32 protein-coding genes and 1 pseudogene are annotated in these 26,338 nt (G+C 59.8%); 16 read left to right on the top strand and 17 right to left on the bottom strand.

Annotation, left to right across the window (positions count from 1 at the left end; translation table 11 throughout):
- Nucleotides 1-224: 224 nt before the first annotated feature.
- From JFT85_RS20880 to JFT85_RS20860, 5 genes are all read right to left on the bottom strand, one after another.
- The gene (locus JFT85_RS20880) at nucleotides 225-1,136 is read right to left on the bottom strand and encodes an SDR family oxidoreductase (RefSeq protein ID WP_053257925.1); all 912 of its coding nucleotides are present in this window, start codon (nucleotides 1,134-1,136) and stop codon (nucleotides 225-227) included.
- A gap of 131 nt (nucleotides 1,137-1,267) precedes the next feature.
- Complete coding sequence (locus JFT85_RS20875; RefSeq protein ID WP_053257926.1) at nucleotides 1,268-2,170, bottom strand: alpha/beta fold hydrolase; 903 nt, start codon at nucleotides 2,168-2,170, stop codon at nucleotides 1,268-1,270.
- On the bottom strand, nucleotides 2,170-2,952 hold the full coding sequence (locus JFT85_RS20870) for a class II aldolase/adducin family protein (protein WP_053257927.1): 783 nt from the start codon (nucleotides 2,950-2,952) through the stop codon (nucleotides 2,170-2,172). Before JFT85_RS20870 ends, JFT85_RS20875 begins: the two co-directional genes overlap by 1 nt.
- A 139-nt stretch (nucleotides 2,953-3,091) precedes the next feature.
- Nucleotides 3,092-3,778, bottom strand: coding sequence for an LrgB family protein (locus tag JFT85_RS20865; protein ID WP_053257928.1), 687 nt, complete (start codon nucleotides 3,776-3,778; stop codon nucleotides 3,092-3,094).
- Entirely contained in the window at nucleotides 3,768-4,154 is a 387-nt protein-coding gene (locus tag JFT85_RS20860) for a CidA/LrgA family protein (protein WP_053257929.1), read from the bottom strand. The genes JFT85_RS20865 and JFT85_RS20860 overlap by 11 nt, the downstream gene beginning before the upstream one ends.
- A 98-nt stretch (nucleotides 4,155-4,252) precedes the next feature.
- On the opposite strand from JFT85_RS20860, the gene JFT85_RS20855 reads away from it, so the two are divergent.
- Nucleotides 4,253-5,149 (top strand): LysR family transcriptional regulator, encoded by an 897-nt coding sequence (locus JFT85_RS20855; RefSeq protein ID WP_053257930.1) that lies wholly within the window; start codon nucleotides 4,253-4,255, stop codon nucleotides 5,147-5,149.
- Here JFT85_RS20855 and JFT85_RS20850 read toward each other — a convergent pair.
- The gene (locus JFT85_RS20850) at nucleotides 5,130-5,585 is read right to left on the bottom strand and encodes a flavodoxin (RefSeq protein ID WP_053257931.1); all 456 of its coding nucleotides are present in this window, start codon (nucleotides 5,583-5,585) and stop codon (nucleotides 5,130-5,132) included. The genes JFT85_RS20855 and JFT85_RS20850 overlap by 20 nt on opposite strands.
- A 129-nt stretch (nucleotides 5,586-5,714) precedes the next feature.
- On the opposite strand from JFT85_RS20850, the gene JFT85_RS20845 reads away from it, so the two are divergent.
- On the top strand, nucleotides 5,715-6,182 hold the full coding sequence (locus tag JFT85_RS20845) for a PAS domain-containing protein (protein WP_053257932.1): 468 nt from the start codon (nucleotides 5,715-5,717) through the stop codon (nucleotides 6,180-6,182).
- A gap of 58 nt (nucleotides 6,183-6,240) precedes the next feature.
- Nucleotides 6,241-6,846 (top strand): hypothetical protein, encoded by a 606-nt coding sequence (locus tag JFT85_RS20840; protein ID WP_053257933.1) that lies wholly within the window; start codon nucleotides 6,241-6,243, stop codon nucleotides 6,844-6,846.
- A 2-nt stretch (nucleotides 6,847-6,848) separates the two neighbouring features.
- Here the strand turns inward: JFT85_RS20840 and JFT85_RS20835 are convergent, their stop codons facing one another.
- Nucleotides 6,849-7,808, bottom strand: a complete 960-nt coding sequence (locus JFT85_RS20835) for a MerR family transcriptional regulator (protein ID WP_201230363.1) — start codon at nucleotides 7,806-7,808, stop codon at nucleotides 6,849-6,851.
- A 211-nt stretch (nucleotides 7,809-8,019) separates the two neighbouring features.
- Between JFT85_RS20835 and JFT85_RS20830 the strand changes: the two genes are divergently transcribed.
- Genes JFT85_RS20830 through JFT85_RS20805 form a run of 6 tightly spaced genes read left to right on the top strand, consistent with a single transcriptional unit; the run spans nucleotide 8,020 to nucleotide 10,954 of the window.
- Nucleotides 8,020-8,577 carry an antibiotic biosynthesis monooxygenase gene (locus tag JFT85_RS20830; RefSeq protein ID WP_201230361.1) on the top strand — a complete coding sequence of 186 codons (558 nt, stop codon included), beginning with the start codon at nucleotides 8,020-8,022 and terminating at the stop codon, nucleotides 8,575-8,577.
- 57 nt (nucleotides 8,578-8,634) lie between these two features.
- Nucleotides 8,635-9,345 carry a dihydromonapterin reductase gene (gene folM, locus JFT85_RS20825; protein ID WP_201230359.1) on the top strand — a complete coding sequence of 237 codons (711 nt, stop codon included), beginning with the start codon at nucleotides 8,635-8,637 and terminating at the stop codon, nucleotides 9,343-9,345.
- A gap of 20 nt (nucleotides 9,346-9,365) precedes the next feature.
- Entirely contained in the window at nucleotides 9,366-9,926 is a 561-nt protein-coding gene (gene folE / locus JFT85_RS20820) for a GTP cyclohydrolase I FolE (RefSeq protein ID WP_053257937.1), read from the top strand.
- A gap of 2 nt (nucleotides 9,927-9,928) precedes the next feature.
- Entirely contained in the window at nucleotides 9,929-10,300 is a 372-nt protein-coding gene (gene folX / locus JFT85_RS20815; protein WP_003194073.1) for a dihydroneopterin triphosphate 2'-epimerase, read from the top strand.
- A 23-nt stretch (nucleotides 10,301-10,323) separates the two neighbouring features.
- The gene (locus JFT85_RS20810; RefSeq protein WP_053257938.1) at nucleotides 10,324-10,620 is read left to right on the top strand and encodes a DUF1244 domain-containing protein; all 297 of its coding nucleotides are present in this window, start codon (nucleotides 10,324-10,326) and stop codon (nucleotides 10,618-10,620) included.
- The gene (locus tag JFT85_RS20805) at nucleotides 10,613-10,954 is read left to right on the top strand and encodes a HopJ type III effector protein (protein WP_169875651.1); all 342 of its coding nucleotides are present in this window, start codon (nucleotides 10,613-10,615) and stop codon (nucleotides 10,952-10,954) included. Before JFT85_RS20810 ends, JFT85_RS20805 begins: the two co-directional genes overlap by 8 nt.
- A gap of 182 nt (nucleotides 10,955-11,136) precedes the next feature.
- Here JFT85_RS20805 and trxB read toward each other — a convergent pair whose 3' ends face one another.
- On the bottom strand, nucleotides 11,137-12,099 hold the full coding sequence (trxB, locus tag JFT85_RS20800; RefSeq protein ID WP_201230357.1) for a thioredoxin-disulfide reductase: 963 nt from the start codon (nucleotides 12,097-12,099) through the stop codon (nucleotides 11,137-11,139).
- A gap of 293 nt (nucleotides 12,100-12,392) precedes the next feature.
- On the opposite strand from trxB, the gene cysZ reads away from it, so the two are divergent.
- Nucleotides 12,393-13,157, top strand: a complete 765-nt coding sequence (gene cysZ, locus JFT85_RS20795) for a sulfate transporter CysZ (protein WP_201230356.1) — start codon at nucleotides 12,393-12,395, stop codon at nucleotides 13,155-13,157.
- Between the two features lie 54 nt (nucleotides 13,158-13,211).
- Nucleotides 13,212-14,390, top strand: coding sequence for a glycosyltransferase family 4 protein (locus tag JFT85_RS20790; RefSeq protein WP_053257941.1), 1,179 nt, complete (start codon nucleotides 13,212-13,214; stop codon nucleotides 14,388-14,390).
- Nucleotides 14,391-14,428: 38 nt separating this feature from the next.
- On the opposite strand, the gene JFT85_RS20785 is transcribed toward JFT85_RS20790, so the two are convergent.
- The 7 genes from JFT85_RS20785 to rplU all read right to left on the bottom strand — a co-directional run bounded on the left by JFT85_RS20785 (nucleotide 14,429) and on the right by rplU (nucleotide 20,039).
- Nucleotides 14,429-15,532 carry an NADH:flavin oxidoreductase gene (locus JFT85_RS20785; protein ID WP_053257942.1) on the bottom strand — a complete coding sequence of 368 codons (1,104 nt, stop codon included), beginning with the start codon at nucleotides 15,530-15,532 and terminating at the stop codon, nucleotides 14,429-14,431.
- A gap of 164 nt (nucleotides 15,533-15,696) precedes the next feature.
- Entirely contained in the window at nucleotides 15,697-16,179 is a 483-nt protein-coding gene (locus tag JFT85_RS20780; RefSeq protein ID WP_053257943.1) for a glutathione peroxidase, read from the bottom strand.
- 101 nt (nucleotides 16,180-16,280) lie between these two features.
- Nucleotides 16,281-16,745, bottom strand: a complete 465-nt coding sequence (locus tag JFT85_RS20775; protein ID WP_053257944.1) for a CreA family protein — start codon at nucleotides 16,743-16,745, stop codon at nucleotides 16,281-16,283.
- Between the two features lie 16 nt (nucleotides 16,746-16,761).
- Nucleotides 16,762-17,880: a glutamate 5-kinase gene (gene proB, locus JFT85_RS20770; protein WP_053257945.1), complete on the bottom strand. Its 1,119-nt coding sequence runs from the start codon at nucleotides 17,878-17,880 to the stop codon at nucleotides 16,762-16,764.
- A gap of 136 nt (nucleotides 17,881-18,016) precedes the next feature.
- On the bottom strand, nucleotides 18,017-19,240 hold the full coding sequence (gene cgtA, locus JFT85_RS20765; protein WP_053257946.1) for an Obg family GTPase CgtA: 1,224 nt from the start codon (nucleotides 19,238-19,240) through the stop codon (nucleotides 18,017-18,019).
- A gap of 192 nt (nucleotides 19,241-19,432) precedes the next feature.
- Nucleotides 19,433-19,690, bottom strand: coding sequence for a 50S ribosomal protein L27 (gene rpmA / locus JFT85_RS20760; RefSeq protein WP_003176049.1), 258 nt, complete (start codon nucleotides 19,688-19,690; stop codon nucleotides 19,433-19,435).
- A 34-nt stretch (nucleotides 19,691-19,724) separates the two neighbouring features.
- A complete protein-coding gene (gene rplU, locus JFT85_RS20755; RefSeq protein WP_003176051.1) occupies nucleotides 19,725-20,039 on the bottom strand; it encodes a 50S ribosomal protein L21 in 315 nt (104 codons plus the stop codon).
- 399 nt (nucleotides 20,040-20,438) lie between these two features.
- Here rplU and JFT85_RS20750 point away from each other — a divergent pair, with 399 nt between their 5' ends.
- The 3 genes from JFT85_RS20750 (at nucleotide 20,439) to JFT85_RS20740 (ending at nucleotide 22,343) form a co-directional block, all read left to right on the top strand.
- A complete protein-coding gene (locus JFT85_RS20750) occupies nucleotides 20,439-21,407 on the top strand; it encodes a polyprenyl synthetase family protein (protein ID WP_053257947.1) in 969 nt (322 codons plus the stop codon).
- A gap of 178 nt (nucleotides 21,408-21,585) precedes the next feature.
- Entirely contained in the window at nucleotides 21,586-21,927 is a 342-nt protein-coding gene (locus JFT85_RS20745; RefSeq protein ID WP_053257948.1) for a zinc ribbon domain-containing protein YjdM, read from the top strand.
- 158 nt (nucleotides 21,928-22,085) lie between these two features.
- Nucleotides 22,086-22,343 carry a PA4570 family protein gene (locus JFT85_RS20740; RefSeq protein ID WP_053257949.1) on the top strand — a complete coding sequence of 86 codons (258 nt, stop codon included), beginning with the start codon at nucleotides 22,086-22,088 and terminating at the stop codon, nucleotides 22,341-22,343.
- Nucleotides 22,344-22,490: 147 nt separating this feature from the next.
- Here JFT85_RS20740 and JFT85_RS20735 read toward each other — a convergent pair whose 3' ends face one another.
- Nucleotides 22,491-23,108 (bottom strand): FKBP-type peptidyl-prolyl cis-trans isomerase, encoded by a 618-nt coding sequence (locus JFT85_RS20735; RefSeq protein ID WP_053257950.1) that lies wholly within the window; start codon nucleotides 23,106-23,108, stop codon nucleotides 22,491-22,493.
- Between the two features lie 87 nt (nucleotides 23,109-23,195).
- On the opposite strand from JFT85_RS20735, the pseudogene JFT85_RS28760 reads away from it, so the two are divergent.
- Together JFT85_RS28760 and JFT85_RS28755 are read left to right on the top strand one after the other, a co-directional pair.
- Nucleotides 23,196-24,449: pseudogene (locus tag JFT85_RS28760) on the top strand (methyl-accepting chemotaxis protein); the annotation flags it as partial.
- A complete protein-coding gene (locus JFT85_RS28755; RefSeq protein ID WP_371317720.1) occupies nucleotides 24,441-25,304 on the top strand; it encodes a methyl-accepting chemotaxis protein in 864 nt (287 codons plus the stop codon). The pseudogene JFT85_RS28760 and the gene JFT85_RS28755, both read left to right, overlap by 9 nt.
- A 640-nt stretch (nucleotides 25,305-25,944) precedes the next feature.
- Here JFT85_RS28755 and JFT85_RS20725 read toward each other — a convergent pair.
- Nucleotides 25,945-26,313 carry a glyoxalase superfamily protein gene (locus JFT85_RS20725; protein ID WP_069553093.1) on the bottom strand — a complete coding sequence of 123 codons (369 nt, stop codon included), beginning with the start codon at nucleotides 26,311-26,313 and terminating at the stop codon, nucleotides 25,945-25,947.
- Nucleotides 26,314-26,338 lie beyond the last annotated feature (25 nt).

The following is a 26,338-nucleotide window of genomic DNA, read 5'->3' as shown; positions in this document are numbered from 1 at the left end:
GGGCTTTCAGGGCAAACCGCCCGCTTCCAGCTTCGGGAGAAAAGTCGAACTTCAACGGATTGGCTAATGTATTCAATCTGTTACCTGTGTTCACTGACGTTGATTTATCGCTCCTTGATCCAACGTCTTACTTCGGCCGCTGCTGTTGCAGCGGCCTTTTTTATGCGCAAAAAAAACGGGGCGCACTGAGCGCCCCGCAAGATTAAACAGTGTTCAAGCAACGATCAGAGGCTGAACTTCTGCAAGTTGGCCATCATCTGCGTCAACGCCTCAATGGTGTCTTTGGGGTGAACAGCGCCCTCGAAGTCACAAATCTGCGCCCAGTGCGCCGCCACGTCATCCGGCGAGAACCCGGCTTGCGGGTCGAACCCCACGCCCAGGCTGCGCTCCCAACGGGTCTTGCCGATCCAGCCGCCGCCGACTTCGAACAGCCCGGAGGTTTCCTGGCACGCCTCGCTGCCCAAGTACACCACCAACGGGCTGACCAGTTCCGGCTTGAGGCGTTCGAATACTTGCGGCGGGATCAGGCCTTCGGTCATGCGCGTACCGCCGGTGGGGGCAATGGCATTGACCAGTATGTTGTTCTTGCGCCCTTCCAGCGCGAGGGTGCGAGTCAAGCCATACAGGCCAAGCTTGGCCATGCCGTAGTTGGACTGGCCGAAGTTGCCGTAGATGCCCGAGGTGGACGCGGTGAAGATCACCCGGCCATAACCCTGCTCGCGCATATGCGGCCAGGCGGCGCGGGTGACTTTGTAGGCGCCTTCGACATGCACCCGGTAAACCAGGTCCCAGTCACTGTCGTCCATTTTGTGGAAGGTCTTGTCGCGCAGGATGCCGGCATTGTTGACCACGACGTCAACGCGACCGAAGACGTCGAGCGCGTTCTGGACAATTTTGTCGCCGTCGGTAACAGAGTCATGGTTGGCCTCGGCAATGCCACCCGCCTCGCGAATTTCATTCACCACCCGGTCGGCGGCAGAGGCACTGGCGCCTTCGCCCTGGGTTGAACCGCCGAGGTCGTTGACCAGCACTTTGGCCCCGTGCCTGGCGAACAGCAGCGCATGGGCCCGGCCCAACCCGCCGCCGGCACCGGTGACGACCACGACCTTATCCTGGAACTGCACTGACTCACTCATAACGAACTCCGCTGGCGACAATGGGAATGGGGTGAGTGTCAGGCACGCAGCCGTTGGTCACAATAAAGGCAGCCGAGGCTGAATGGTGCTCGATAAGGCAGCGGGATGATTCCCCCACAGCAGCAGGCCGCTCAGGAATAAGCGACACACGACGCCGGCTGGCCCATTCGCTCGCGAAACTCGAGGTAATGCTTGAGCACCAACACGGGTGCCTCAATCTGCGGATAGTGGCCGATATTGGCCAGCAAAACGCTGTCGGCGTTGGGCACCAACTGATGATAACGCTCCACCATATGGGCACCGGAGATCGGATCGACTTCGCCATCGATCACCCGCATCGGCACGCCGTCGCGTTGCATTGCCGCCACCCAGCGCTCACGCAGACGGCGGCGCTGGGGAATATACGCGATCAGTTTGTGCAGGATGCGTGGGCCGTCATTGCAGCTGATCAGGCTCCAGAAATCATCCAGGGCACTTTCACTGGGTCGCGTATTCGGGCCAAAGATCTGACCGAAGCTATCTGACAAGGCATTGCGCCCGAAGGCGCGGCCGATCATCCAGCCGATCGGGCTGAGCAACAGCTTCTGCACCAGGGCCGGGCGGTGGGTTTCCGGAAACAGCCCGCCGTTGAGGAACACACAGCTGGCCATCGCAAAGCGACCTTCGTAATGACGAGCCAGTAATTCCTGGGCGACGCTGTCGCCGTAATCATGGGCCAACACATGCACCGGCTGCTCCACGCGCAGGAAGTCGAGGAGCGCCTGTTGCAGGTCGGCCTGCGCCAACAGGCAATACTCGTGATCCAGCGGTTTGGCCGAATCGCCAAACCCAAGCATGTCGCACGCAATCACCAGGTTGCGCTGGGCCAGGGGCTGCCACAGGTAATGCCAGTCCCAACTGGCGGTGGGGAAACCATGAATCAACAGCAACGGCTCGCCCTGCCCGGCCACCCAGTAACGGACCGTGTGGCCACGAAACACGAAAGTCTGGGCACGCTTGCGCCAGGCTCTGAGCGGGATTTCGGCGAGAGGCATCAGCTTTTATACCCGGGATCTTGCACGTCCAATTTACGCAACAGCGCCGGCCACGCCAGTGCACCTCCCATACCGTGGGCGCTCTTTGTGACAGCTGCCACCATCGCCTTGGCGCCCGCCAAAATCTGCGGCTCGATCGCGATCAATTCGGCGCCACCGTTTTGCGCCAATACTTGGATATCGCAGGCGCGCTGAAACGTGAACATCATCAGGAAGGTGTCGGCGATGGTGCCACCGCAGGTCAGCAAGCCGTGGTTGTGCAGCATCAGAAAATTGTTGTCGCCCAGGTCCGCCTGCAGGCGCGCCTTCTCTGCATGATTCAGCGCCACACCTTCGTACGCGTGATACGCCAGGCTGGACAAGACAAAGGTGGATTGCTGGCTGATCGGCAACACGCCCTGCTTCTGCGCGGACACCGCAACGCCGGCCGCCGTGTGGGTGTGCAAGACACAGACCACGTCGTGGCGGACTTCATGGATGGCACTGTGGATGGTGTAGCCCGCAGGGTTGATCTCGTAGGGGCTGTCCATCAGCTTGTTGCCCGCCTGGTCGACCTTGACCAGACTCGACGCGGTAATCTCGTGGAACATCAGCCCATAAGGGTTGATCAGGAAATCATGGGTGCCGGGCACCTTGGCGGAAATATGCGTGAAAATCAGATCGTCCCAACCCTGCATGGCCACCAGCCGATAGCAGGCCGCCAGGTCGACGCGGGTTTGCCATTCAGTAGCGCTGACCTGGTCTTTGACATTCTGTGACGATAGAACGGGGGCAAGGCTCACGGTAACGACCTCCTGGGTTCACGTTCTTATTGTTTTTTGAATGAAGGGCCAGTCTAGTCAGACGCCGTGGCGGAAGTAGTTGCCTTCGCAGCCAGCTTGATGACTGAGCGAGTCAGTCATGAGAATAGTCCAACTCGCGTCAGAGAAGCGCCGCCAATAAAGGCACAGCCAACAGGTTGAGCAACCCCGTCAAGACCATCACCAGCCCCGCGACCGAACCTTCTTCGCCGCCCACTTCGTGCGCGCGGCTGACGCCCGCGCCATGGGCGCCGATGCCAAACAATGCACCGCGCGCCAAAGGGGTGCGCAGCGGCAACCATTTAAGCAGCACCCCACCGAGCATAGCGCCGAACACGCCGGTAAACATCACAAATACGGCGGTGAGTTCCGGGACACCACCGAGGTCGGCGGAGACCGGCATGGCGAACGGCGTGGTGATTGAACGCGGTAACAAGGACAGGGTCACTGCGCTGTTCAACGCCAGTGCCTTGGCCAGCCCGAACGAGGTGCCGATGGAGGCCGCGCTGCCCGCCACCATCCCCAGCAGCAACGCCGACCAGTGGCGCGCCAGCAACCGGCGCTGTTGCCAGATCGGCACGGCAAACGCCACGGTGACCGGCCCCAGCACCAGCATCAACCAGTGCGTGTCGGTGGCGTATTCGGCGTAGGCGGTTTTCATCGGCACAGCCACCGCCAGCAGCAGCGCGGGCACCAGGATCAACGGTGAAAGCAGGTAACGTCCGCTGCGGCGGTAGATCCAGCGGCTGAAAATATAGGCGCCCAGGGTCAGCGCGAGCCAGAACATCGGCATCAGTTCAAGCTTCACGGCGCAGGCTCCAGCGGCAGACCATTTCCACGGTGAACGCCGTCACCAGCATCACCGACAAGGTGCTTAAGCCAATCACCAACAGAATGCGCCAGCCGTCATGGCGCACCAGGCCACCGTAGTCGAGCAGGCTCATCAGGGCCGGGATAAAGAACAACAGCATTTCTGCCATCAACACCCCGGCCCCCAGTTGCAGAGCGGCCGGCTTGACCAGCCCACTGGCGAACGTCGCCAGCAACAGGCCAAGCCCCACGACGCCACCCGGGATGGGCCACGCGAACCAGGCCGACAGTTGAGTGCCCAGCAGGTAGATCGCCAGCAGTACGACCAATTCGCTCAGCAGGCGGCCAAGATGTTTGCAGGTAAAACGTTTCATGAGCTTTGGGTCCTCGCAGGCCGCCATTTTAAAGAGACAGCTCCCATCCCCACAGCGAATTGTTAGACTGCAAGCTATTCCAAACTGGAATCCCGATAATGGAATTCAAACAGCTGCGCAGCTTTGTCGAAGTGATCCACCGGGGCGGCTTTACCCAAGCCGGGAAAACCCTGCATATCAGCCAATCCGCCGTCAGCAAGCAGGTCGCGCAACTGGAGCAGAGCCTCGGTACGGCGCTGCTGGAGCGCACCGGCTCACACATCCGCCTGACAGCTGCCGGCACGGTGGTATTGCAACGTGCCGAGGCCATGCTGCGCCTGCACACCGAGCTGCTCAGTGAGCTTGATGATATGCAGCAACTGGCCCGTGGCGAGTTACGCCTGGGCTTACCGTTATTAGCAGGCGATTCTTTGTTTGCGGGGTTGTTCGCGGAATACCGCCGGCGTTATCCGAACGTCACCATCCAATTGCTGGAAGGTGGCAGCCGTACCATTGAGCAGGCGATTTTGAACGGCGAGTTGGACGTCGGCGGCAGCCTGATGCCCAGCGACCCGGCGTTTGCCTGGCAGGCCTTCTGCGATGAACCGCTGGATGCCTTACTGCCGATGGACCATCCGCTGGCCGACAACGCCCAAGTGCGCCTGGAAGAATTGGCGGACACGCCGTTCCTGATGTACCAGCGCAGCTTTGTACTCAATGACCGACTGATGCAGGCCTGCCAGCAATTGGGCTTCACCCCCAAGGAAATCGGGCGCAGCGGCCAGGCGGACTTTTTGGCGGCGCTGGTCGCGGCCGGCCAGGGCGTGGTGTTGCTGCCCAGCGTGGTCGCCCGCGGCCTGGTGCGGCCCGGCGTGGTACGCCTGACGCTCAAGGCGCCCGATTACCTGCGCTGGGACATTGCCTTTATCTGGCGTGAGGGCGCTTATCTGTCCAAAGCCGCCCAAGCCTGGCTGGCGTTGCTGCGCGAATTCCCGGTCAACCGCGCAGTGCAGTGACCAACTCGGCCAGCCAAGGCTCGGCGTCGGCCTCCGGGGTCACGCTTTCGCTGGCGTCCAGACGCAGCATCGGCAGCACTTCGCGCACGCCCAGCTCGCCGAACAGCTCGCGCATCTGCTCGCCGCCACCGCAGAACGTGTCGCCGTAACTGGCGTCGCCCAGGCCGATGACTGCGCCGGGCAGACCACGCCAGGCGGCGGGCAGTTGGTCGCGAATCATCGAATACAGGGGTTGCAGGTTGTCGGGCAACTCACCCATGCCGGTGGTCGAGGTCACCGCCAGAAAGGCTTCAGGGGCAAAGGCCTGCACGTCGGCCAAGCTGGCGCGAGGGTTGTGCCAGGCGTCAAAACCGGCCTTTTTGAGGATGGCTTCAGCGTGGCGGGCAACTTCTTCAGCCGTGCCGTAGACCGAGCCGGAAAGGATGGCGACTTTCATCAATCTGATCCTGTAGTTGAGCGAAAGCGTGGGATATTAGCAGCTGGCGCAAATATTTCAGTGCGCACCGTGCAACATTCAAGACTTGCCATAAACTCCAAGCTTTAAAAACCAGCCATGGACCGCTCAATGATTAACGCCAAGCTACTGCAGATGGTCGTCAATGCTTCCAATGACGGTATTGTCGTCGCCGAACGAGAAGGCAAAGACAAACCACTGATCTACGTTAACCCGGCGTTCGAGCGCCTGACGGGGTATGCCCTGGACGACATCCTTTATCAGGATTGCCGCTTCCTGCAGTCGGGTGACCGCGACCAGCCAGCGCTGATCGCCATTCGCGAAGCGCTCGACAGCGGTGGGGCCTGCCGGGAAATCCTGCGCAACTACCGCAAGGACGGCACGCATTTCTGGAATGAGCTGTCGCTGTCGACGGTTTATAACGAGGCCGACAAGCAGACGTATTTCGTCGGCGTGCAAAAAGACGTCACTGCCCAGGTCAAAGCGCAACAACGCGTCGCGCAGTTGGAGGCGCAAGTGGCCGAGCTTAAAGCGCAGTTGGCGGCCCTGGAAACGACGAGCGGAAATAACAAATTGTAGTAAATGAGGCCGTTAGAGGGATAATGGCTTTTTAGTACCTCATCCTTGAGCTACATCAATGCACCGCGACGCTCTCTTGACGCAGGACGAACTGGATTTTATCCAGGACATGCAGCACAACCCGCAGCTCAACGTGCGGGACGCATGGTCGAGCCTGACCGTCAACGGCGGTGCACAGATTCGCGATTTGCTCACGCGGCTGGCCGCTCACGACCACGTCACCATCCAAGCGCAGTTCGACAACCAGCAACTCACCTTCCCCTTGCACCTGGTGGAAGATGAGTTTCATGCGGTTCACTTGCGCTTGGGGGTACCGAGCATTTTTGAAGACGGCCCGATGATCCGCCCGTGGCGCCTGGCGCTTGAGACACCGGTGGCGCTGGAGAACGTCAAGGGTAACCCCGCCGCCCTGTGGGTGCATGAGGTGTCATTCAAAGGCGTGTTGGTGGAGATTCGCGGCCGGGTCAAACCGCCGAAAACCTTTTCCCTGTGGTTCAGCCCGTCCGGTTACGAGCGTATTGCGTTGCGCGGCACCCTGGAGCGGGAAACCGCCCGAGGGTTGTTCGCCTACCGCTTGAGCCAGAGCGATGCGGAGGAAATCGAACGCCTGCGCCAGTTCATCCTGCACCAGCATCGACTGGTCCACCCGCATGTGCACGCCTGATATCAGGTATCCAGCGCGCCGCTGAGGAACTGCTGCAGTCGCCGCCGCATCAAGCTGCCCTCGCTGCCCAGGCAGCCGACGGCGGAGCCCACCAAATCCTTCTCGGCCAAGTCCGAGGCGATACCGGCAAAGAACAGCGGGCAATCCAGGGTCAACGCCAACCGACTCAAGCGCCCCGGCAGGCCCTGGTTGTGTGAATGGTTGGAGAAAATAATCAGCGCCTGGGGATGCATCCGTTCACACACCAGCGTCAATTCTTCAAAGGGCTGGCCCATGCCGAGCACCTTCACCGCCAAGTCATCGCCACTCATCAGCAACGCCGCGACCAGCAACTCCAATTTACGACACTCGCCAGGTATGGCTGTCAGTAATACCCGTGGTGCGGTTGAGGCACTCGCAGACTGCAGGCGCAGGAAGGCCTGTATGCGCAGAAAGGCGTCGTAAAACAGCCATTCGCTGGCTTGGCCGAAACGGCCTTGGTGGCGCAGCAGGTCATACCACAGCGGCATCAGGATATTCTGGAACGCGACGCCGAGCGGGTAGGTCGCAAGAATCTGACCGTACAGGCTCTCCAACTGACGATCGTCAAAGGCACTGACGGCTTGCACCAGTCTCGCCCGCCACTGCAGCCATTCGCTCTCCTCGCACGTATCGCGCTCAGCGCGCACGGCACTGGCCTGCTGATCATCGCGCGCAAGAATCTTGCCGACCTTGCTCACCGCCACACCCCGCTCAATCCAATCGAGAATGCGTTTGACGGTCTCAATATCAGCGCTGGAGTAGAGGCGGTGCCCACTTTCGGTGCGCGTGGGCTGGATCAGGCCATAACGACGCTCCCAGGCACGCAACGTGACGGGGTTAACACCTGTCAATCTCGAGACTTCACGAATCGGAAACAATGCCATCGAATCAGCAAGGTTTTCAGCGGCAACTTCGCGAGTAGGCGCAGTAATTTCAGGCATCTGGGGTCAAAAACGTCCGTGTGAATGTGGATCCCATTTAACGCCTGAACACTTGTCCTTTTCAAGGCCCGGCTCTTTAGACCAATGTCACTGGCGTAATTTTTCAAAACAGGAATAATCCTTGCCTGTTTTTCAGGTGGTGGCCCAACCCGGCCGCCATCTTTGCGCATTACCTACCCGGTTCAGCGCACCTGATATTTGGAGATACACAATGTCTACCTCACCCGTCACCCTGATGGTTGCGCGCCGCGTCGCCAAAGGTCGCTATGAAGAACTGATGGCCTGGCTGCGCGAAGGCGAGCAATTGGCCACCGACTTCCCCGGTTACCTGGGCTCCGGTGTACTTGCTCCGCCGCCCAACGATGATGAATTTCAGATCATCTTCCGCTTCGCCGACGAGAAAACCCTGCACGCCTGGGAATTCTCCGCGTCGCGCGGCGCCTGGCTGAGCCGTGGCAGCGAACTGTTTGCCGACCCGTCCGAGCATCGCGTCAGAGGCATTGATGGCTGGTTCGGTGCCGTGGGTGCGCGACCACCGCGCTGGAAACAGGCCGTGGCGATCTGGCTGGCATTTTTCCCGGTGTCGCTGCTGTTCAACGTTGGCCTGGGGCCGCTGCTCAGCGAGCTTGGCCTGTTCAGCCGCGTTTTGGTCAGCACGCTCGCGCTCACGCCATTGATGGTTTACTTCTTTATTCCACTGTCGACACACCTGCTGGCGAGCTGGTTGCACCCCGCGCCGCCGCGAAAGGTCACCGAAGCTGCTGCGTGAGTACAGGGGTGGCCGGTCGCTGGTATAGTTTCAATCTGCCAGCGACTTGAGCCCCCCATGACTGCAACGAACGCCCCGATCCTGATTACCGGCGCCGGCCAGCGTGTCGGCCTGCATTGCGCCGAACGCCTTCTGGACGAGGGCCATTCGGTGATTTTCAGCTACCGCAGCGAACGCCCCGGCGTTGCGGCCTTGCGCGAACGCGGCGCGCTCGGCGTGTTTGCGGATTTTTCCAGTGAAGCCGGGATCCTGGCCTTCATCGCAGCCCTTAAAACCCACACCGACAGACTGCGCGCGATCATCCACAACGCTTCGGCGTGGGTCGCAGAAACGCCAGGCGACGAAAGCCACGCCTTTACCGACATGTTCAGCGTGCACATGCTTGCGCCGTACTTGATCAACCTGCATTGTTCACCTTTGCTGCAACGCTCGTCACCCGCCGATATCGTGCATATCAGCGATGACGTGGTACGCAAGGGCAGCCGCCAGCACATCGCCTATTGCGCCACCAAGGCCGGCCTGGACAGCCTCACGTTGTCATTTGCCGCGCAGTTCGCGCCAACGATCAAGGTCAACGGTATCGCCCCAGCGATGGTGATGTTCAATGAGGGCGATGACGCGGCCTACCGCGCCAAGGTGCTGGCCAAATCGGCACTGGGCATCGAACCCGGGCCGGAGGTGATCTACCAGAGCGTGCGTTACCTGCTGGACAACCCCTATGTCACCGGTACCACCCTGACCGTCAACGGCGGGCGGCATATCAAGTAAGCCGTTTGTGAGGATGTTGTATGACCTTGTCCCTGCCCCAACACTACCGCGAGATCCTCAAAGGCCTGGGCGAAGACCCGGAACGCGAAGGCTTGCTCGACACCCCCAAGCGCGCTGCCAAGGCCATGCAGTACCTGTGTCATGGCTACGAGCAGAACCTGGACGAAATCGTCAACGGCGCGCTGTTCGCGTCCGACAATGACGAGATGGTGATTCTCAAGGATATCGAGCTGTATTCACTCTGCGAGCACCACTTACTGCCCTTTATCGGCAAGGCGCATGTCGCCTATATTCCGACTGGCAAGGTGCTCGGCCTGTCGAAACTGGCGCGCATTGTCGACATGTACGCGCGGCGCCTGCAGATCCAGGAAAACCTCACGCGGCAAATCGCCGACGCCATCCAGCAGGTGACCCAGGCCGCCGGCGTGGCCGTGGTGATCGAAGCCAAGCATATGTGCATGATGATGCGCGGCGTGGAAAAACAGAATTCAACCATGAACACTTCGGTGATGCTCGGCGCTTTCCGCGAGTCGAACACCACGCGCATGGAGTTCCTGCAACTGATTGGACGGAGCAAGTAGCAATGCCACAACTTCAACCAGGCATGGCGCGCATCCGGGTCAAAGACCTGTGCCTGCGCACCTTTATCGGCATCAACGAGGATGAGATCCTCAACAAGCAGGACGTGCTGATCAACCTGACCATCCTGTATGCCGCTCAGGAAGCCGTGCGCGACAACGATATCGACCACGCGCTGAATTATCGCACCATCACCAAGGCCATTATCGCCCACGTGGAAGGTAACCGCTTCGCCCTGCTGGAGCGCCTGACCCAAGAGCTGCTGGACCTGGTGATGAGCAACGAATCGGTGCTCTACGCCGAAGTCGAAGTGGACAAGCCCCACGCGCTGCGCTTTGCCGAGTCGGTATCGATTACCCTGGCAGCCAGCCGCTAACCCCTGGATCAGCAGTGAGCCCTATGAACGACCAACAACGCCTCGAACTCGAAGCTGCCGCCTTCCGCCGGTTGGTAGCGCACCTGGACAGCCGCAAGGATGTGCAGAACATCGACCTGATGAACCTCTCGGGTTTCTGCCGCAACTGCTTGTCCAAGTGGTACAAGGCCGAGGCCGATGAGCGCCACATCGAGCTGAGCCTCGATGACGCCCGTGAAGTGGTGTACGGCATGCCGTACGCCGAGTGGAAAGCCCAATACCAGAAAGAAGCCAGCGCCGACCAACACGCGGCGTTTGCCAAAGGAAAACCCCATGACTGATTTGAACACCCTGCGCGCCAGCCTCAACAGCGGCGAACACCTGTTTGCCGACACGCTGGCCTTTATCGCTGCCGGTTACGACTACCAGCCGCAAGCTTTCACCAACGGCAGCGTGGAAAACGCCGCCGGTCAAAACGAAGGCTCGTGCAAGACCCTGGGGCTGGCGCTGCTGGAAGGCTTGAGCGCTCAGCAAGCGCTGCTGGCCTTTGGTGAGCATTACCGTTCCGTGCTGGCGACGCCTGAGGGCAGTGATCACAGCAATATTCGCGCATTGATTGCGCATGGTTTGGCCGGTGTGAAATTTGCTGCGCAGCCACTGACCCGCAAGTTCTGAGTCAAACACAACTCAAAATGTGGGAGCGGGCTTGCTCGCGAAGGCGGTGGATCAGTTGATACATGTGTTGCCTGACACACCGCTTTCGCGAGCAAGCCCGCTCCCACATTCGATCTGTGTAGGTCATCAAATCCTGTGCATAAAAAAACCGGCCTTTTGGCCGGTTTTTTATTTCAACAGGTTTAGAACGCAGCGTCCTTCAAACCGTCGAGGTAACGCTCGGCATCCAGAGCCGCCATGCAACCGGCGCCGGCCGAGGTGATAGCCTGACGGTAGACGTGGTCAGCCACGTCACCGGCAGCAAAGATACCTTCGATGTTGGTGGCGGTGGCGTTGCCTTCACGGCCGCCCTGCACAACCAGGTAACCGTCTTTGGCTTCCAGCACGCCTTCGAACAGCGACGTGTTCGGGGTGTGGCCGATGGCGATGAACACGCCGTCGACTTTCAACTCGTCGAAGCTGCCGTCGTTGTTTTTCAGGCGAGCACCGGTCACGCCCATGTTGTCGCCCAGGACTTCATCCAGGGTGGCGTTGAGCTTGAGGATGATCTTGCCTTCAGCAACACGGGCGTGCAGCTTGTCGATCAGGATCTTCTCGGCGCGGAAGGTTTCACGGCGGTGAACCAGGGTCACGGTGCTGGCGATGTTGGCCAGGTACAGTGCCTCTTCCACAGCAGTGTTACCGCCACCGACCACGGCGACCGGCTTGTTGCGATAGAAGAAACCGTCGCAGGTCGCGCAGGCCGAAACGCCCTTGCCCATGAACGCTTCTTCGGAAGGCAGGCCCAGGTAGCGGGCGCTGGCGCCGGTGGCGATGATCAGCGCGTCACAGGTGTAGACGCCGCTGTCGCCGGTCAGGCTGTAAGGCTTCTTGGAGAAATCGACTTTATTGATGTGGTCAAAAACGATCTCGGTTTCAAAGCGCTCGGCGTGTTCTTTCATACGCTCCATCAGCACCGGGCCGGTCAGACCGTGGACGTCGCCCGGCCAGTTGTCGACTTCAGTGGTGGTGGTCAACTGACCGCCCGCCTGCATGCCGGTGATCAGCAGCGGCTTGAGGTTGGCCCGGGCAGCGTAGACGGCAGCGCTGTAACCGGCAGGGCCGGAACCGAGAATAATCACTCGCGAATGATGGGTATCAGACATGACTCACTCCTATCGACCACCCGGAAAACAAGGCGGCTGGAATAAAAAAGGACCGCGAAGCACTTGGGGAAGGCTTGAACTCGCAGGTCCTGAAAAATAATGGGTGCAGCGTATCGAGGGGGGCAAGATTAAGGAAATACGGAATAACAATCCAGCTCATAGGCGGTCTCTATGCAGTCGGCTCGGTTAATCGACACCTTTGTTACCTTTGATGTCGTCAAACCGACCGTGCTTTCGCGTTGATTGCAAAGCCGGTAAGGTCGGCCCGTTCGTCTTCCTGCTCGGAGTTCTCCATGCCTGCCCCTGCTCTTTCCGGCCCGCAATACCTGCGTGAAGGCCTCAAACTGGTGTTGAGCCCTGGCCTGCGTCTATTTGTACTGCTGCCATTGGCGATCAACCTGGTGCTGTTCGTCGGTTTGATCTATTTCGCCGGCCATCAGTTCAGCCTGTGGGTCGACACTTTGATGCCGACGCTGCCTGGCTGGCTGAGCTTCCTCAGCTACATCTTGTGGCCGCTGTTCGTCGTGCTGGTGGTGTTGATGGTGTTTTTCACCTTCACCATGCTCGCCAATATCATCGCGGCACCGTTCAACGGTTTTCTTGCCGAGAAGGTTGAGGTGGTAGTGCGCGGCACCGATGACTTCCCGCCCTTCAGTTGGGGTGAGCTGGTCGCCATGGTCCCGCGCACCCTCGCGCGGGAAATGCGCAAGCTGGGTTACTTCCTGCCCAGGGCCATCGGCCTGTTTATCCTGTCGTTCATTCCGGTGGTCAACCTGATCGCCGCACCGCTGTGGCTGCTGTTTGGCGTGTGGATGATGGCTATCCAGTACATCGACTACCCGGCGGATAACCACAAGCTGGGCTGGAACGAGATGCTCGCCTGGCTGCGCCAGAAACGCTGGCAGAGCATGAGCTTCGGCGGCATCGTCTACCTGGTGCTGCTGGTGCCGGTGGTGAACCTGCTGATGATGCCGGCGGCAGTGGCCGGGGCCACGCTGTTCTGGGTGCGCGAGCAAGGTGCCGAGGCGATGGCACGGCAAAATGTGGCCACGTCATAAATCCATCATCCCAGTGACACAATGACGACATGGCCCACAGTGACACTGTGGGCCATGACGACAGCTTCGCTTCACATCACCCTGATTACCGAAACCTTCCCGCCGGAAATCAACGGGGTGGCCAATACCCTTGGCCGCCTGTGTGAGGGTTTGCGCGCGCGCGGCCATCAGGTGGAGTTGGTGCGCCCGCGCCAGGGTGCCGACCAGAGCCGCCCCAGCGACGACGAATTGCTGCTGTGCCGCGGCTGGCCACTGCCCGGCTACCCCGGCCTGCAATGGGGCCAGTCGTCGATGCACAAATTGCTGCGCCGCTGGACCCGCCAACGCCCGGACGTGCTGTACATCGCCACGGAAGGGCCACTGGGTTTATCCGCGTTGCGCGCAGCGCGGCGCCTGGGGATCAGCGTGGTCAGCGGGTTTCATACCAATTTCCAGCAGTATTCCAACCAATACGGTTTGAGCCTATTGAGCCGTATGGTGACCCACTACCTGCGTTGGTTTCACAACCGCTCGAGCCTGACCCTGGTTCCCAGCGCCAGCCAGCGCCTGGAGTTGGCGCGTCGAAATTTCGAGCGTTTGGGGATGCTCGCGCGCGGCGTCGATAGCCAATTGTTCCACCCCGCCAAGCGCGATAACGCGCTGCGTGAAAGCTGGGCACTGAACAATGATCAAATCGCCGTGCTGCATGTGGGCCGACTGGCGCAGGAAAAGAACCTGGGGTTGCTCAAACGCTGCTTCGAAACCTTGCAAGACACTTACCCACTGCGTCAGATGAAACTGATCATCGTGGGTGATGGCCCGCAGCGGGCAATGATGGAAAAGGAAATGCCCGAGGCGATTTTCTGCGGCGCCCTGCGCGGCGAAGAACTGGCCCGGCATTACGCGTCCGGCGATGTGTTCCTGTTCCCCAGCCTGACCGAAACCTTCGGCAATGTGGTACTGGAAGCCATGGCCTCGGGCTTGGGGGTGGTGGCCTACGACCAGGCTGCCGCGACCCAGCATATTCGCCACGGCTATAACGGCGTGCTGGCGATGCCTGGGGATGAGGATGCGTTTTGCGATGCCGCCAACTGGCTGCTGGAGGATGCCGAGAGCTTGCGCCGCATGCGCTTGAATGCCCGCCAACACGCCAGCCGCCAGGGCTGGCCGGCAATTATCGAGCAATTCGAGCGCCACCTGCGCGGGGTGTGCGGCGAGCAACCGGTGATTGCCGCACAGTCGCGTTTGATCTGACAGGGTGTTGACTGTCAGATCACTCGCGCAGGCGCCAGTTACACCAACGTCGTCAACGCCTCACGGCTGAACGGCAGAATGTCGCCTTCACGGCCTTCACGTACCTTCACGGCCCAATCCGGGTCCACCAGCAAGGCACGGCCGACTGCCACCAGGTCGAATTCGTCGTTGTTCAGGCGTTCCAGCAGTTTCTCCAGGCTGGCGGGCTGCGCAACCTTGTCGGTGTTGACCATGAACTGCAGGAACTCACCATCCAGCCCGACACTGCCGACAGTGATGGTCGGTTTCCCGGTGAGCTGACGGGTCCAGCCCGCCAGGTTGAGGTCGGAACCTTCGAACTCCGGCTCCCAGAAACGGCGGGTGGAACAGTGGAAAATATCCACACCGGCGTCAGACAGCGGCTTGAGGAATTCCCCCAGGGCTTCAGGGGTTTGCACCAGGCGTGCGGTGTAATCCTGCTGCTTCCACTGAGAAAACCGCAGGATAATCGGGAAGTCCGGGCCCACAGCGGCACGGGTGGCCTGGATCAATTCGATGGCAAAGCGCGAGCGATTGGCCAGGCTACCGCCGTATTCATCGGTGCGCTGGTTACTGCCTTCCCAGAAGAACTGGTCCACCAGGTAACCGTGGGCGCCGTGGATCTCCACGCCGTCCATGCCGATACGTTGCGCATCCTTGGCGGCTTGGGCAAAGGCGTTGATCACGTCCTTGATGTCCTGGGTGGTCATGCCGTGGACCACCACGTTGCCATCCTTGAGCTTTTCCATCGGACCGTAGGCCGGCACGCTCGCATCAGGCTCGGTGCCGATACGGCGCACGCTGCCCACGTGCCACAACTGCGGGACAATCTTGCCGCCTTCTGCGTGCACGGCATCGACCACTTTTTTCCAGCCAGCCAACGCGGCCTCACCGTAAAAATGCGGGACGTTCGGATAACCGTTGGAGGCTTGATGGCCGACCACCGTGCCTTCGGTGATGATCAGCCCTACGCCGGCGGCGGCGCGGCGGCGGTAGTATTCGATCACCTTCGAATTCGGCACGCCACCGGGCGAGAACGAACGGGTCATCGGTGCCATCACCACACGGCTGGACAGCTGCAATGCACCGAGCTGGAAGGGTTTGAACAAGGCTTGGACAGGCATGGGAGCACTCCACGGAAGAGGTGTTTATGATGTGGATAATATGGAGCGCGCACCGCGCTGGGTAGCACTATTGATCTGGGTGATTAAGGGGTAAAAGCGCGGGAAGTCAGGTGCTACTGGCCTGTGGTGAGGGAGGCCGCTCCCTCACCACAGGCAGGCACGAATCAGCTCAGGGCTTTTTCGATGGCCTGGACGATGGTGGGATCATCCGGCGCCGTGCGCGGCGAGAATCGCGCGAGCACACGCCCATCCTTGCCCAGCAGGAATTTTTCGAAGTTCCAGGTGATATCCCCTGGAAACTCGGCGCCCTCGCCCGCCAGCAAGCGATACAGCTGATGACGGTCGTGACCATTGACCTCAAGCTTGCTGCCCAACGGGAACGTCACGCCGTAATTCAAGCTGCAGAACGCCTGGATTTCGTCCTCGCTGCCCGGCTCCTGGCCTGCAAACTGGTTGCAAGGCAGGCCCAGCACGGTAAAACCCTGGTCTTTGTACTGCTGATAGAGGTTTTCGAGCGCCGCGTATTGCGGGGTCAAGCCACATTTGGAGGCGACGTTGACTACCAGCACAACCTGCCCTTTATAGGGCGCCAGCGGCAACTCTTGTCCGTCTAAAGCTTTGAGTTTCAGGTCGTGGAAAGCACTCATGACGAACTCCAGATATCCCATGTTCTTCGCATTGCAGCCGTTCGAGATTACAGACCGCTAGCCTGCAATCATAGACGCCGATTGAAAAACTCGCCCGCCGGTTATTGCGCCGTTGGCCAGGGCAAAATAGGAATGGCGGTGACCGCATTCTGCGGGCTGCCTTCGATCAGACGGTCGCTGTAGACCAGATACACCAGGGTATTGCGCTTCTTGTCGAGGAAGCGCACCACCTGCATGGTCTTGAACACCAGCGAGGTGCGCTCCTTGAACACCTCATCGCCGTCCTTGAGGTCACCCTTGAAGTGAATCGGGCCGACCTGACGACAGGCAATCGAGGCTTCGGCGCGGTCTTCGGCCAGGCCCAGCCCGCCTTTTACGCCGCCGGTCTTGGCGCGCGACAGGTAGCAGGTCACGCCGTCGACCTTGGGGTCATCGAACGCCTCGACCACGATCCGGTCGTTGGGGCCGACGAACTTGAATACCGTTGACACCTGACCGACTTCCTCAGCGCTGGCCAGCAGCGGCATGGCCAGCAGCAGGCCGAGCAAACCCTTCATCACTCGCATCGTGTAGTTCCTTTGTTTAGACCAGGATCAGGTTATCGCGGTGCACCAGTTCCGGCTCCGCCATGTACCCCAGTAGTCCGACAATCGCGTCAGACGATTGTCCAATAATTTTCTGCGCTTCCAGGGCACTGTAGTTGGCCAGGCCACGCGCAACCTCGCGACCATCGGGCGCCACACACACCACCATTTCCCCGCGGCGGAAGCTGCCCTGCACCAATTTGACGCCCACCGGTAACAGGCTCTTGTTGCCTTGGGACAACGCCGACACGGCGCCATCGTCCAGCACCAGCGTGCCACGGGTTTGCAGATGACCGGCCAGCCACTGTTTGCGCGCCGCCAGCATGCCGCGTTCCGGCGACAACAGCGTACCGATGCGCTCGCCAGCCTTGAGGCGGTCCAGCACCCGCTCCAGGCGCCCACCGACGATGATGGTATGCGCGCCGGAACGTGCAGCCAGGCGTGCTGCACGCAGTTTGGTCTGCATACCGCCACGGCCCAGGGCGCCGCCAACACTGCCAGCCACGGCGTCCAGCGCCGGGTCATCGGCGCGGGCTTCGTAGATCAACTGGGCGTCAGGGTTGTTGCGCGGGTCGGCGTCGAACATGCCGTCACGGTCGGTGAGGATCACCAGCAAGTCGGCTTCCACCAGGTTAGCCACCAAAGCGGCCAAGGTGTCGTTGTCGCCGAAACGGATTTCGTCGGTGACCACCGTGTCATTCTCGTTGATCACCGGGATCACCTTGAGCTCCACGAGCGCGCGCAAGGTACTGCGGGCATTGAGGTAGCGCTTGCGGTCGGACAGGTCGTCGTGGGTCAGCAGGATCTGCGCCGTGTGGCGACCGTGCTCGGCGAAGCTGGATTCCCAGGCTTGCACCAGGCCCATCTGGCCGATGGCGGCGGCGGCTTGCAGTTCGTGCATCGCGCTGGGTCGCGCGGTCCAGCCGAGGCGGCTCATCCCGGCGGCAACAGCCCCGGACGACACCAGCACCAACTCGACACCGGCCTCATGCAAGGCCACCATCTGCTCGACCCAGACACTCATGGCTGCGCGATCCAGACCTTTGCCATCTGCCGTCAACAGCGCACTTCCGATCTTTACGACCCAGCGCTGCGCACCTGTCACTTTGCTCCGCATCATCTTCAACCTTAGAGTGAGGGCCGCGCGACCCAGCGCCGCCCATAACGTTATTCGTGACTACGTTCCTGACTACGTAAAACCCAGATACCAAAACGCCGCTCATGTGAGCGGCGCTTAAGTTTACTGCAACGAATCAGTCGCGCACGTAAATGATTTCCGGACCGTCTTCATCATCCACGTCTTCTTCGTCCCAATCATCGTCGCCGATGTCATGGACCGACTTCACGCCGCTGCGGCGCAGGGCACGCTGGTCGTCCAGGGCCTGCAACTGAGCGCGGGCTTCGTCTTCGATCTGCTGGTCGAGTTCGGCGAGCTCGGCCTTGAACACCGGGTCGGCCGCCAAGCGGTCGGCGCGGTCTTCCAGGTAACGCATGATGTCGCGGGTCAGGCGCTCGGTGCCTTCTTTGGCGATGGCCGAGATCACGTAGACAGGGCCGGTCCATTCCAGGCGATCAACGATTTCCTTGACGCGCTCCTCGTGTTCTTCTTCGAGGATCTGGTCGCATTTGTTCAGCACCAGCCAGCGATCACGCTCGGCGAGGGCCGGGCTGAACTTGGTCAGCTCGCTGACGATCACTTCGGCGGCGTCGGGTGCGCTGGTTTCGTCCAGCGGTGCCATGTCGACGAGGTGCAACAGCAAACGGGTACGCGACAAGTGCTTGAGGAAGCGAATCCCCAGGCCTGCGCCGTCGGAAGCACCTTCGATCAAACCGGGAATGTCGGCGATCACGAAGCTCTTCCAGCGGTCGACACTGACCACGCCCAGGTTTGGCACCAAGGTCGTGAACGGGTAGTCGGCGACTTTCGGCTTGGCAGCCGAAACCGAGCGAATGAAGGTACTTTTACCGGCGTTTGGCAGACCCAACAGGCCTACGTCAGCGAGTACTTTCATTTCCAGCTTCAGGTCACGTTGCTCGCCCGGCTTGCCCGGTGTGGTCTGACGCGGAGCACGGTTGGTACTGGACTTGAATCGGGTGTTACCCAAACCGTGCCAGCCGCCCTGCACAACCATCAGCTTCTGGCCGGCCTTGGTCAGGTCGCCAATCACTTCCTGGGTAGCAGAGTCGATGATCGTGGTGCCGACAGGTACGCGCAGTACCAGGTCTTCGCCTTTTTTACCGGTGCAGTCGGTGCTGCCGCCGTTGGAGCCACGCTCGGCATCAAAGTGCCGGGTGTAACGGTAGTCGACCAGGGTGTTGAGGTTTTCGTCGGCCATCATGTAGATGGAACCGCCGTCACCGCCGTCACCGCCGTTGGGGCCACCGTTTTCGATGAACTTTTCGCGACGGAAACTCATGCAACCGTTACCGCCGTCGCCTGCTTTTACTCGGATGGAAACTTCATCAACGAACTTCATAACAAAACGCCTCTCGTCGCATGGACGAGCTTAAGAAACCAAGACATAAGACTCTTGCAAAAATGAGCGCAGCGACCTCAATAACGACCGCAAGTCCAGCGCCTGAGCCCATTACAAACAGCTTTGCAAGAGACTCACTCCACAAACGAAAAAGCCCCGTCGCGAGACAGGGCTTTTCCAGCGATCGCGCAATTAAGCGGCGACAACGCTCACGTAACGGCGGTTGAAAGCGCCTTTTACTTCAAACTTGATCACGCCTTCGATTTTCGCGAAGAGGGTGTGATCTTTACCCATGCCAACACCGTAACCGGCGTGGAATTGGGTGCCGCGCTGACGCACGATGATGTTGCCCGGAATGATTTTCTGGCCGCCATACATCTTCACGCCAAGGCGTTTGGCTTCTGAGTCGCGACCGTTACGGGTACTACCACCAGCTTTTTTGTGTGCCATGAGTCAATTCTCCTAGTGAGGAATTAGGCTGAAATTAAGCCTGAATACCGGTGATTTTGATCTCGGTGTACCACTGGCGGTGGCCCATACGCTTCATGTGGTGCTTACGACGACGGAACTTGATGATGCGGACTTTATCGTGACGACCTTGGGAGATCACTTCAGCCACAACGGTAGCGCCAGCAACAACTGGGGCGCCGATGTTCACGTCATCGCCATTGGCGACCAACAGAACGCGATCAAAGGTAACGGATTCGCCGGTAGCGATTTCCAGTTTTTCGATCTTCAGGTATTCACCTGGGGCGACCTTGTATTGCTTGCCACCAGTAACAATTACTGCGTACGACATGGTATTTCTCCGATAATCCTGCTCACCCAGCGCTTTATAAGAAGAGGTATTGGCTGGCATGGCTGCATGGGATGGACGTCCCGAATGCAATTGCGTAAGGCAGGTGCTGCCCAGGAAGTTCAGGGTGCGCGATTGTACGCAAGGTAAATGGGTGATGCAAGTAGCCGCCAATCGCCGTGAAAGCGTAGCGAGCGAAGGGAAGACAAGGAAAAAACCGGCGAGGAAGCGGAGTTTACTGGCTGTAAATGAGCATTCCGAGCCTGTTTTTGATGCAGGATTACGCGCGTAGAGCCGAAGGCTCCCAGCCTGCAGTAGCTTTCACGGTGATTGGGCGCGCCTTGACACCCGGGGGTGAGGGTCCTAGCATGCCGCGCAACCCTTCTGGAGCGACTGTCGCTGATGCAACCCCAAGCTTTCTACCGCGCGGTCGCGGACGATTTTAGCGCCGTCGACGGCATCATCAAGCAGCAGCTGACGTCTAAAGTGCCGCTGGTCTCCAAAATTGGCGACTATATTACGTCGGCGGGCGGCAAACGCCTGCGTCCTTTATTAGTGTTGCTGTGCGGCAAGGCCCTGGGCCGCGAAGGCGATGACCTGCGCCTGCTGGCAGCCACTATCGAATTCCTGCACACCGCCACCCTGCTGCATGACGACGTGGTCGACATGTCCGGCATGCGCCGTGGCCGTGAGACCGCCAACGCCATGTGGGGCAATGCCCCGAGCGTGTTGGTAGGCGACTTCCTGTATTCGCGCTCGTTCGAAATGATGGTCGAGCTGGGCTCGATGCCGGTGATGAAGATTCTTTCACAAGCCACGCGCATCATCGCCGAAGGCGAAGTGTTGCAGCTGTCCAAGGTCCGCGACGCCAGCACTACCGAAGAAACCTACATGGAAGTGATTCGCGGCAAAACCGCGATGCTGTTCGAAGCCTCCACCCACAGTGCCGCCGCCCTGTGTGGCGCCACTGCCGAACAGGCCGAAGCCCTGCGCACCTTTGGCGATCACCTGGGCGTGGCGTTCCAACTGGTGGATGACCTGCTCGACTACCGTGGCGACGCCGAAACCCTGGGCAAGAACGTCGGTGACGACCTGGCCGAGGGCAAACCGACCTTGCCGCTGATCTACACCATGCGCGAAGGCACGCCGGAACAGGCTGCACTGGTACGCAAAGCGATCCAGAAAGGCGGGATTGAAGACCTAGAAAGCATTCGTGCTGCCGTGGAAGCCTCGGGCTCCCTGGATTACACCGCACAATTGGCGCGTGACTACGTCGCCCGTGCCATCCAGTGCCTGGAAGCACTCCCTGCCAGCGAATACCGGGATGCCCTGGTTGAGCTGAGTGAGTTTGCGGTCGCGCGTACTCACTGATTCTGCCCCGCTTCATCTGGGAGCCGGTTTGCCTGCGATAGCGTCACCTCGGAACAACAGACACCGAGTGGGCCGCATCACAGGCAAGCCAGCGCCCCATTAGATCCAAGCCCCCACCCGACTCTAATTCCCTATATAATGTGCGACTTTTAGCCATCCTGACTTTCAAGGAGCTTTAGTGAGCACGTTGCCACCCTGCCCGAAATGCAATTCCGAATTCACCTACGAAGACGGCGCCCAGCTGATCTGCCCGGAATGCGCCCATGAGTGGTCCGCCAATGGCGAGGCCGAAGCGGCCGGTGATGAAACCGTGAAGAAAGACTCTGTAGGCAACGTCCTGCAAGACGGCGACACCATCACGGTGATCAAGGACCTCAAGGTCAAAGGCACGTCCCTGGTGGTCAAAGTCGGCACCAAGGTCAAGAACATCCGCCTGTGCGACGGCGACCACGATATCGATTGCAAGATCGACGGTATCGGCCCGATGAAACTCAAGTCTGAGTTTGTACGCAAAGTCTGAATCGGCTGCATCCATCCCGCGCCCGCCGCGGGATGGCGTTTTGCCCTCCCGGTTGATCGAACGCACTCTCCCCACAGAAAAATCAGCAAATCGCCAATAGGCACTTGCTATTCTGCTAATAAGAATTATTCTCATTGAAACCTTCAAGGAGAATGACCATGACTTATTTGATAGATGCCTGGCTGGACCGACCACACCCTTACCTGCGAATCCTGCATCGGGAAACCGGTGAAGTCTGTGCGGTGCTGGAAGAAGAAGCGCTCAATGAGCTGCAGGATCAAGGCGACCTGGACGTGAACGGCCTGAGTTCCAGTGAGCCTGGGGTGCTGAAGGAAGTGCTGCGCAACCTGTTTCTGTTCTGCTATGCCCGAGCGTTGCGCCCGGCCACGGAGCTCAATGGCAAGTTCCATCCATGAGACACCCTGCACAACCTGAGTGCACCGGCTTCATGTGGGAGCCGGGCTTGCCCGCGATCCAAACGACTCGGCCCTACCGGCTACCGAGTTGATGCCATCGCAGGCAAGCCAGCTCCCACCTGAAACCGGAGCCAGCATTACCGAGTATTACAGAACGTCGAGCAGCTCAACGTCGAACACCAGAACGCTGTGCGGCGGGATGCTGCCAACGCCTTGAGCGCCGTAAGCCAGTTCGCTCGGCACGTACAGACGCCATTTGCTGCCGGCATTCATCAGTTGCAGGGCTTCGGTCCAACCAGCGATCACGCCGCCAACCGGGAATTCTGCAGGCTGGCCACGCTCGTAGGAGCTGTCGAACACGGTGCCGTCGATCAGAGTGCCGTGGTAGTGAGTACGCACTTGGTCTTCACGGGTCGGCTTGGCGCCATCACCGGCGGTCAGCACTTCAAATTGCAGACCGGAAGCCAGGGTGGTGATGCCATCACGCTTGGCGTTTTCAGCCAGGAACGCCAGGCCAGCGCCAGCAGCCGCTTCAGCCTTGGCAGCCGCTTCAGCTTGCATGATTTCGCGGATAACTTTGAAGCTGGCAGCCATTTGCTCTTGGTCAACGCGGCTTGGCTTACCTGCGAAAGCGTCGGTCAGGCCAGCCAGGATGGCGTCGATGCTAACGCCCGGTGGCGGGTTGTCGCGCAGTTGGTCGCCCAACTGACGGCCGATACCGTAGCTGACGCGGGTTTCGTCGGTGGACAGATTAACTTCGGACATGAAGAGGCTCCGCTGTAGGGCAGCACGATTTCCCGTGCCATCCAAAACTAAAAGGGCCCGCAGACTAGCACACAAGACCGGCCCGTGATGAGCCCCCTGCCCCGCGCCGCAAACCCGACAGGTCAGCATCGCCATACGGTGATTGCCACCCTTCGTCGCACCGGTAAGAAAAGTATTTCAGATTCATCGCCTGCCGCCGATACAGCGCTACACACTTTGGCTGGCTCAAACAACAACACCGTCCAGCAGACAAACATCATTCTTGCGGAGCATTCGATGAATAGCTGGTTCGGCAACATCAGCGTCAACCTCAAACTCGGCCTGGGCTTCGGCCTGGTGCTGGTCCTCACCTCGATCCTGGCACTGACTGGCTGGACCAGCCTGGGCAGCCTGATCGACCGTAGCAACTGGATGAGCGACATCACCCAGCTCAACGCCTCCCTGACCAAGCTGCGGATCGTGCGCCTGCAATACATGCTGGCAAACGGCGATGAGGCTGTGGCACAGAACGTACAGACCAGCCTGGACGCCTTCGCAGCCCAGCAACAGAAGCTGCTGGACAGTTTCAAAAGCCCGGAAAACCTCAAACTGCTCAATGAGCAAAAAGCCGTCATCACTGCCTACCAGCAGTCGCTGAACAAAATGCGTGAGGCCTACCGTAACGGCAACGCCGCGCGCCAGGTCATGGGTGACAAGGCTGATATTGCCAACGCCCAGATCGACGCACTGGACACCAGCGTGCAGCAGATGCCCGACAGCCCGGAGCGCTACACCCAATACCAGGCCATCACCAACGCCAAGGAAGAATTCCAGCTGGCCCGCTATGAGGTGCGCGGTTACACCAACACCGTCAACGCAGAGACCGAAGCCCGCGCCGCGGCGCAAATCGAGAAAGCCATCGGTGGTTTGAAAGGCCTCAACGCAGCGTTCGGCACCAGCCAGCAAAGCGCGCTGACCTCACTGGAAGCCGCGCTGGGTGCCTATCGCAGCGCTGTGCAGAGTTACAAGGCGGCCAACGCCAACATCGTCAGCGCCCGTGCGGAAATGACCACGCAAGGCGCCGATATCGTCACCATCAGCGACAAGCTGTATGACATTCAGCTTGATCGCCGCGACGCCGAAAGCGCCCAGGCCCGCAGCCTGCAGTTGATCAGCACGTTGCTCGCGCTGCTGGTCGGCATCATCGCGGCCCTGGTGATTACCCGCCAGATCACGCGCCCGATCCAGGAAACCCTGGCCGTGGTCGAACGCATCGCTTCCGGCGACCTGAGCCACAACATCCAGGTGACCCGTCGCGATGAACTGGGCGTATTGCAACAAGGCATCCAGCGCATGGGCACCACCCTGCGTGAATTGATCAGTGGTATTCGTGATGGCGTGACTCAGATCGCCAGCGCCGCCGAAGAACTGTCGGCCGTTACCGAGCAGACCAGTGCCGGCGTCAACAGCCAAAAGATCGAGACCGATCAAGTCGCCACCGCGATGCATGAAATGACGGCTACCGTGCAGGAAGTTGCGCGCAACGCCGAGCAGGCCTCCCTGGCCGCTGCCGACGCTGACGGCCAAGCCCGCGCAGGCGACAAAGTCGTGGCCGAGGCCATTGCCCAGATCGAACGGCTGGCCGCCGAAGTGGCACGCTCTACCGACGCCATGACGCACCTGCAACAAGAGAGCAACAAAATCGGCAGCGTGATGGACGTGATCAAGGCCGTGGCTGAGCAGACCAACCTGCTGGCGCTGAACGCAGCGATTGAAGCGGCGCGTGCCGGTGAAGCCGGTCGTGGGTTTGCCGTGGTTGCCGACGAAGTCCGTGGCCTGGCCCAGCGCACCCAAAAATCCACCGAAGAAATCGAAGGCCTGGTCGCTGGCTTGCAGAACGGCACCCAGCAAGTGGCCACGGTGATGAACAACAGCCGCAGCCTCACCGACAGCAGCGTCGAGCTGACCCGGAAGGCCGGTGTATCGCTGGAAAACATCACCCGTACGGTGTCCAACATCCAGTCGATGAACCAGCAGATTGCAGCGGCGGCGGAACAGCAAAGTGCCGTGGCCGAAGAAATCAGCCGCAGCATCGTCAACGTGCGGGATGTGTCGGAGCAGACCGCCACCGCGAGTGACGAGACGGCCAAGTCGAGCGTGGAACTGGCGCGTTTGGGCAGCCAGTTGCAGCAGATGGTCAGCCACTTCCGGGTTTAAAAAATCAAAAAAGCCGCCTCGACTTAAGCCGAGGCGGCTCCACTTCTCAGACCTTACAGGTCATCAAAGCTGTCCCGCAGGAATGTCCACACGTGATAAACACGCAAGGCATTCACTACGAGGTTCCACGTACGTCGTACAAACTTGGACATACTCGGCCCTCCCTGAGTTGGGCCTTACCTCCAGCGCACTTACCGGAACACGTGAACCTTCAGACGCAGGTCGATTGCGCCTTTTGAGGCGGCCGGGCTAATGGTCCTCCCGCATCAATCCGGCACGGATTACTAGCCCGTGGCGGTCGGTCCAGAATTCGCGCGCATACCCGGCTCACCTAAAAAGCGACAAACGCAGAACGGGAAAGATCCTAACCAACATTCTCGTCTAAGGTGTGTCAAACAGTGGTCAAATATCCAGTATCGCCCGATAGATTCATTGCAAGCTTTTGCAGTCAAATCAGGTAAGACAAAGATGCCTAAAGTATCCATGCTGGCCATCTTTTCGTCTTGCGTGATGACATGGCCAACGGTAGTATCTGGCTGCGGGTCGATTGCGTCTTTTGAGATAGCAACCCAGTCGCAAACTGGTTTGCAATAAAAAACCGCCCTACTAAGGCGGTTTTTTATTGCCTGCGATTTGCCAATCAGCCGTCGCCTTCCTCAACAAACACCAGCCGATTGCCAAACGGATCGCTGACACTCATCTCACGCGAGCCCCAAGGCGTTTCCTCAACCCCAGGCTTGGCATACCGGTAATCCTTGGCCAGCAGTTGCTGCTGATACACGTCCACGCCCTGCGCCTGAATCCGCACCGCCGACCCCGGCGAAGCATCGCCATGATGCTCGGACAAATGCAGCACGCACTCGCCCAGCGACACCTGCAGATACAACGGAAAATTCGCCTCAAAACGATGCTGCCAGTCGAGCTTGAACCCGAGGAACTCGACGTAGAATTCCAACGCCTTGGCCTCGTCGAAAATACGCAAGATGGGCGTGACCTTTCCTAAGTGCATGGCAACAGCTCCGTGTATGAGAACG

Origin of the sequence: Pseudomonas sp. TH04 (assembly GCF_016651355.1) — a bacterium.
Taxonomy (GTDB): domain Bacteria; phylum Pseudomonadota; class Gammaproteobacteria; order Pseudomonadales; family Pseudomonadaceae; genus Aquipseudomonas; species Aquipseudomonas fluorescens.
Note: the sequence above shows the minus strand (reverse complement) of the source record. Positions and strands in the feature narration are given on the sequence as shown.

Coding starts and splice junctions, on each gene's coding strand:
- JFT85_RS20880 (WP_053257925.1), bottom strand. CDS start 1,136: ATGAGTGAGTCAGTGCAGTTCCAGGATAAGGTCGTGGTCGTCACCGGT.
- JFT85_RS20875 (WP_053257926.1), bottom strand. CDS start 2,170: ATGCCTCTCGCCGAAATCCCGCTCAGAGCCTGGCGCAAGCGTGCCCAG.
- JFT85_RS20860 (WP_053257929.1), bottom strand. CDS start 4,154: ATGAAACGTTTTACCTGCAAACATCTTGGCCGCCTGCTGAGCGAATTG.
- JFT85_RS20855 (WP_053257930.1), top strand. CDS start 4,253: ATGGAATTCAAACAGCTGCGCAGCTTTGTCGAAGTGATCCACCGGGGC.
- JFT85_RS20850 (WP_053257931.1), bottom strand. CDS start 5,585: ATGAAAGTCGCCATCCTTTCCGGCTCGGTCTACGGCACGGCTGAAGAA.
- JFT85_RS20845 (WP_053257932.1), top strand. CDS start 5,715: ATGATTAACGCCAAGCTACTGCAGATGGTCGTCAATGCTTCCAATGAC.
- JFT85_RS20840 (WP_053257933.1), top strand. CDS start 6,241: ATGCACCGCGACGCTCTCTTGACGCAGGACGAACTGGATTTTATCCAG.
- JFT85_RS20835 (WP_201230363.1), bottom strand. CDS start 7,808: ATGCCTGAAATTACTGCGCCTACTCGCGAAGTTGCCGCTGAAAACCTT.
- JFT85_RS20830 (WP_201230361.1), top strand. CDS start 8,020: ATGTCTACCTCACCCGTCACCCTGATGGTTGCGCGCCGCGTCGCCAAA.
- folM (WP_201230359.1), top strand. CDS start 8,635: ATGACTGCAACGAACGCCCCGATCCTGATTACCGGCGCCGGCCAGCGT.
- folE (WP_053257937.1), top strand. CDS start 9,366: ATGACCTTGTCCCTGCCCCAACACTACCGCGAGATCCTCAAAGGCCTG.
- folX (WP_003194073.1), top strand. CDS start 9,929: ATGCCACAACTTCAACCAGGCATGGCGCGCATCCGGGTCAAAGACCTG.
- JFT85_RS20810 (WP_053257938.1), top strand. CDS start 10,324: ATGAACGACCAACAACGCCTCGAACTCGAAGCTGCCGCCTTCCGCCGG.
- JFT85_RS20805 (WP_169875651.1), top strand. CDS start 10,613: ATGACTGATTTGAACACCCTGCGCGCCAGCCTCAACAGCGGCGAACAC.
- trxB (WP_201230357.1), bottom strand. CDS start 12,099: ATGTCTGATACCCATCATTCGCGAGTGATTATTCTCGGTTCCGGCCCT.
- cysZ (WP_201230356.1), top strand. CDS start 12,393: ATGCCTGCCCCTGCTCTTTCCGGCCCGCAATACCTGCGTGAAGGCCTC.
- JFT85_RS20790 (WP_053257941.1), top strand. CDS start 13,212: ATGACGACAGCTTCGCTTCACATCACCCTGATTACCGAAACCTTCCCG.
- JFT85_RS20785 (WP_053257942.1), bottom strand. CDS start 15,532: ATGCCTGTCCAAGCCTTGTTCAAACCCTTCCAGCTCGGTGCATTGCAG.
- JFT85_RS20780 (WP_053257943.1), bottom strand. CDS start 16,179: ATGAGTGCTTTCCACGACCTGAAACTCAAAGCTTTAGACGGACAAGAG.
- JFT85_RS20775 (WP_053257944.1), bottom strand. CDS start 16,745: ATGCGAGTGATGAAGGGTTTGCTCGGCCTGCTGCTGGCCATGCCGCTG.
- proB (WP_053257945.1), bottom strand. CDS start 17,880: ATGCGGAGCAAAGTGACAGGTGCGCAGCGCTGGGTCGTAAAGATCGGA.
- cgtA (WP_053257946.1), bottom strand. CDS start 19,240: ATGAAGTTCGTTGATGAAGTTTCCATCCGAGTAAAAGCAGGCGACGGC.
- rpmA (WP_003176049.1), bottom strand. CDS start 19,690: ATGGCACACAAAAAAGCTGGTGGTAGTACCCGTAACGGTCGCGACTCA.
- rplU (WP_003176051.1), bottom strand. CDS start 20,039: ATGTCGTACGCAGTAATTGTTACTGGTGGCAAGCAATACAAGGTCGCC.
- JFT85_RS20750 (WP_053257947.1), top strand. CDS start 20,439: ATGCAACCCCAAGCTTTCTACCGCGCGGTCGCGGACGATTTTAGCGCC.
- JFT85_RS20740 (WP_053257949.1), top strand. CDS start 22,086: ATGACTTATTTGATAGATGCCTGGCTGGACCGACCACACCCTTACCTG.
- JFT85_RS20735 (WP_053257950.1), bottom strand. CDS start 23,108: ATGTCCGAAGTTAATCTGTCCACCGACGAAACCCGCGTCAGCTACGGT.
- JFT85_RS28755 (WP_371317720.1), top strand. CDS start 24,441: ATGGGCACCACCCTGCGTGAATTGATCAGTGGTATTCGTGATGGCGTG.
- JFT85_RS20725 (WP_069553093.1), bottom strand. CDS start 26,313: ATGCACTTAGGAAAGGTCACGCCCATCTTGCGTATTTTCGACGAGGCC.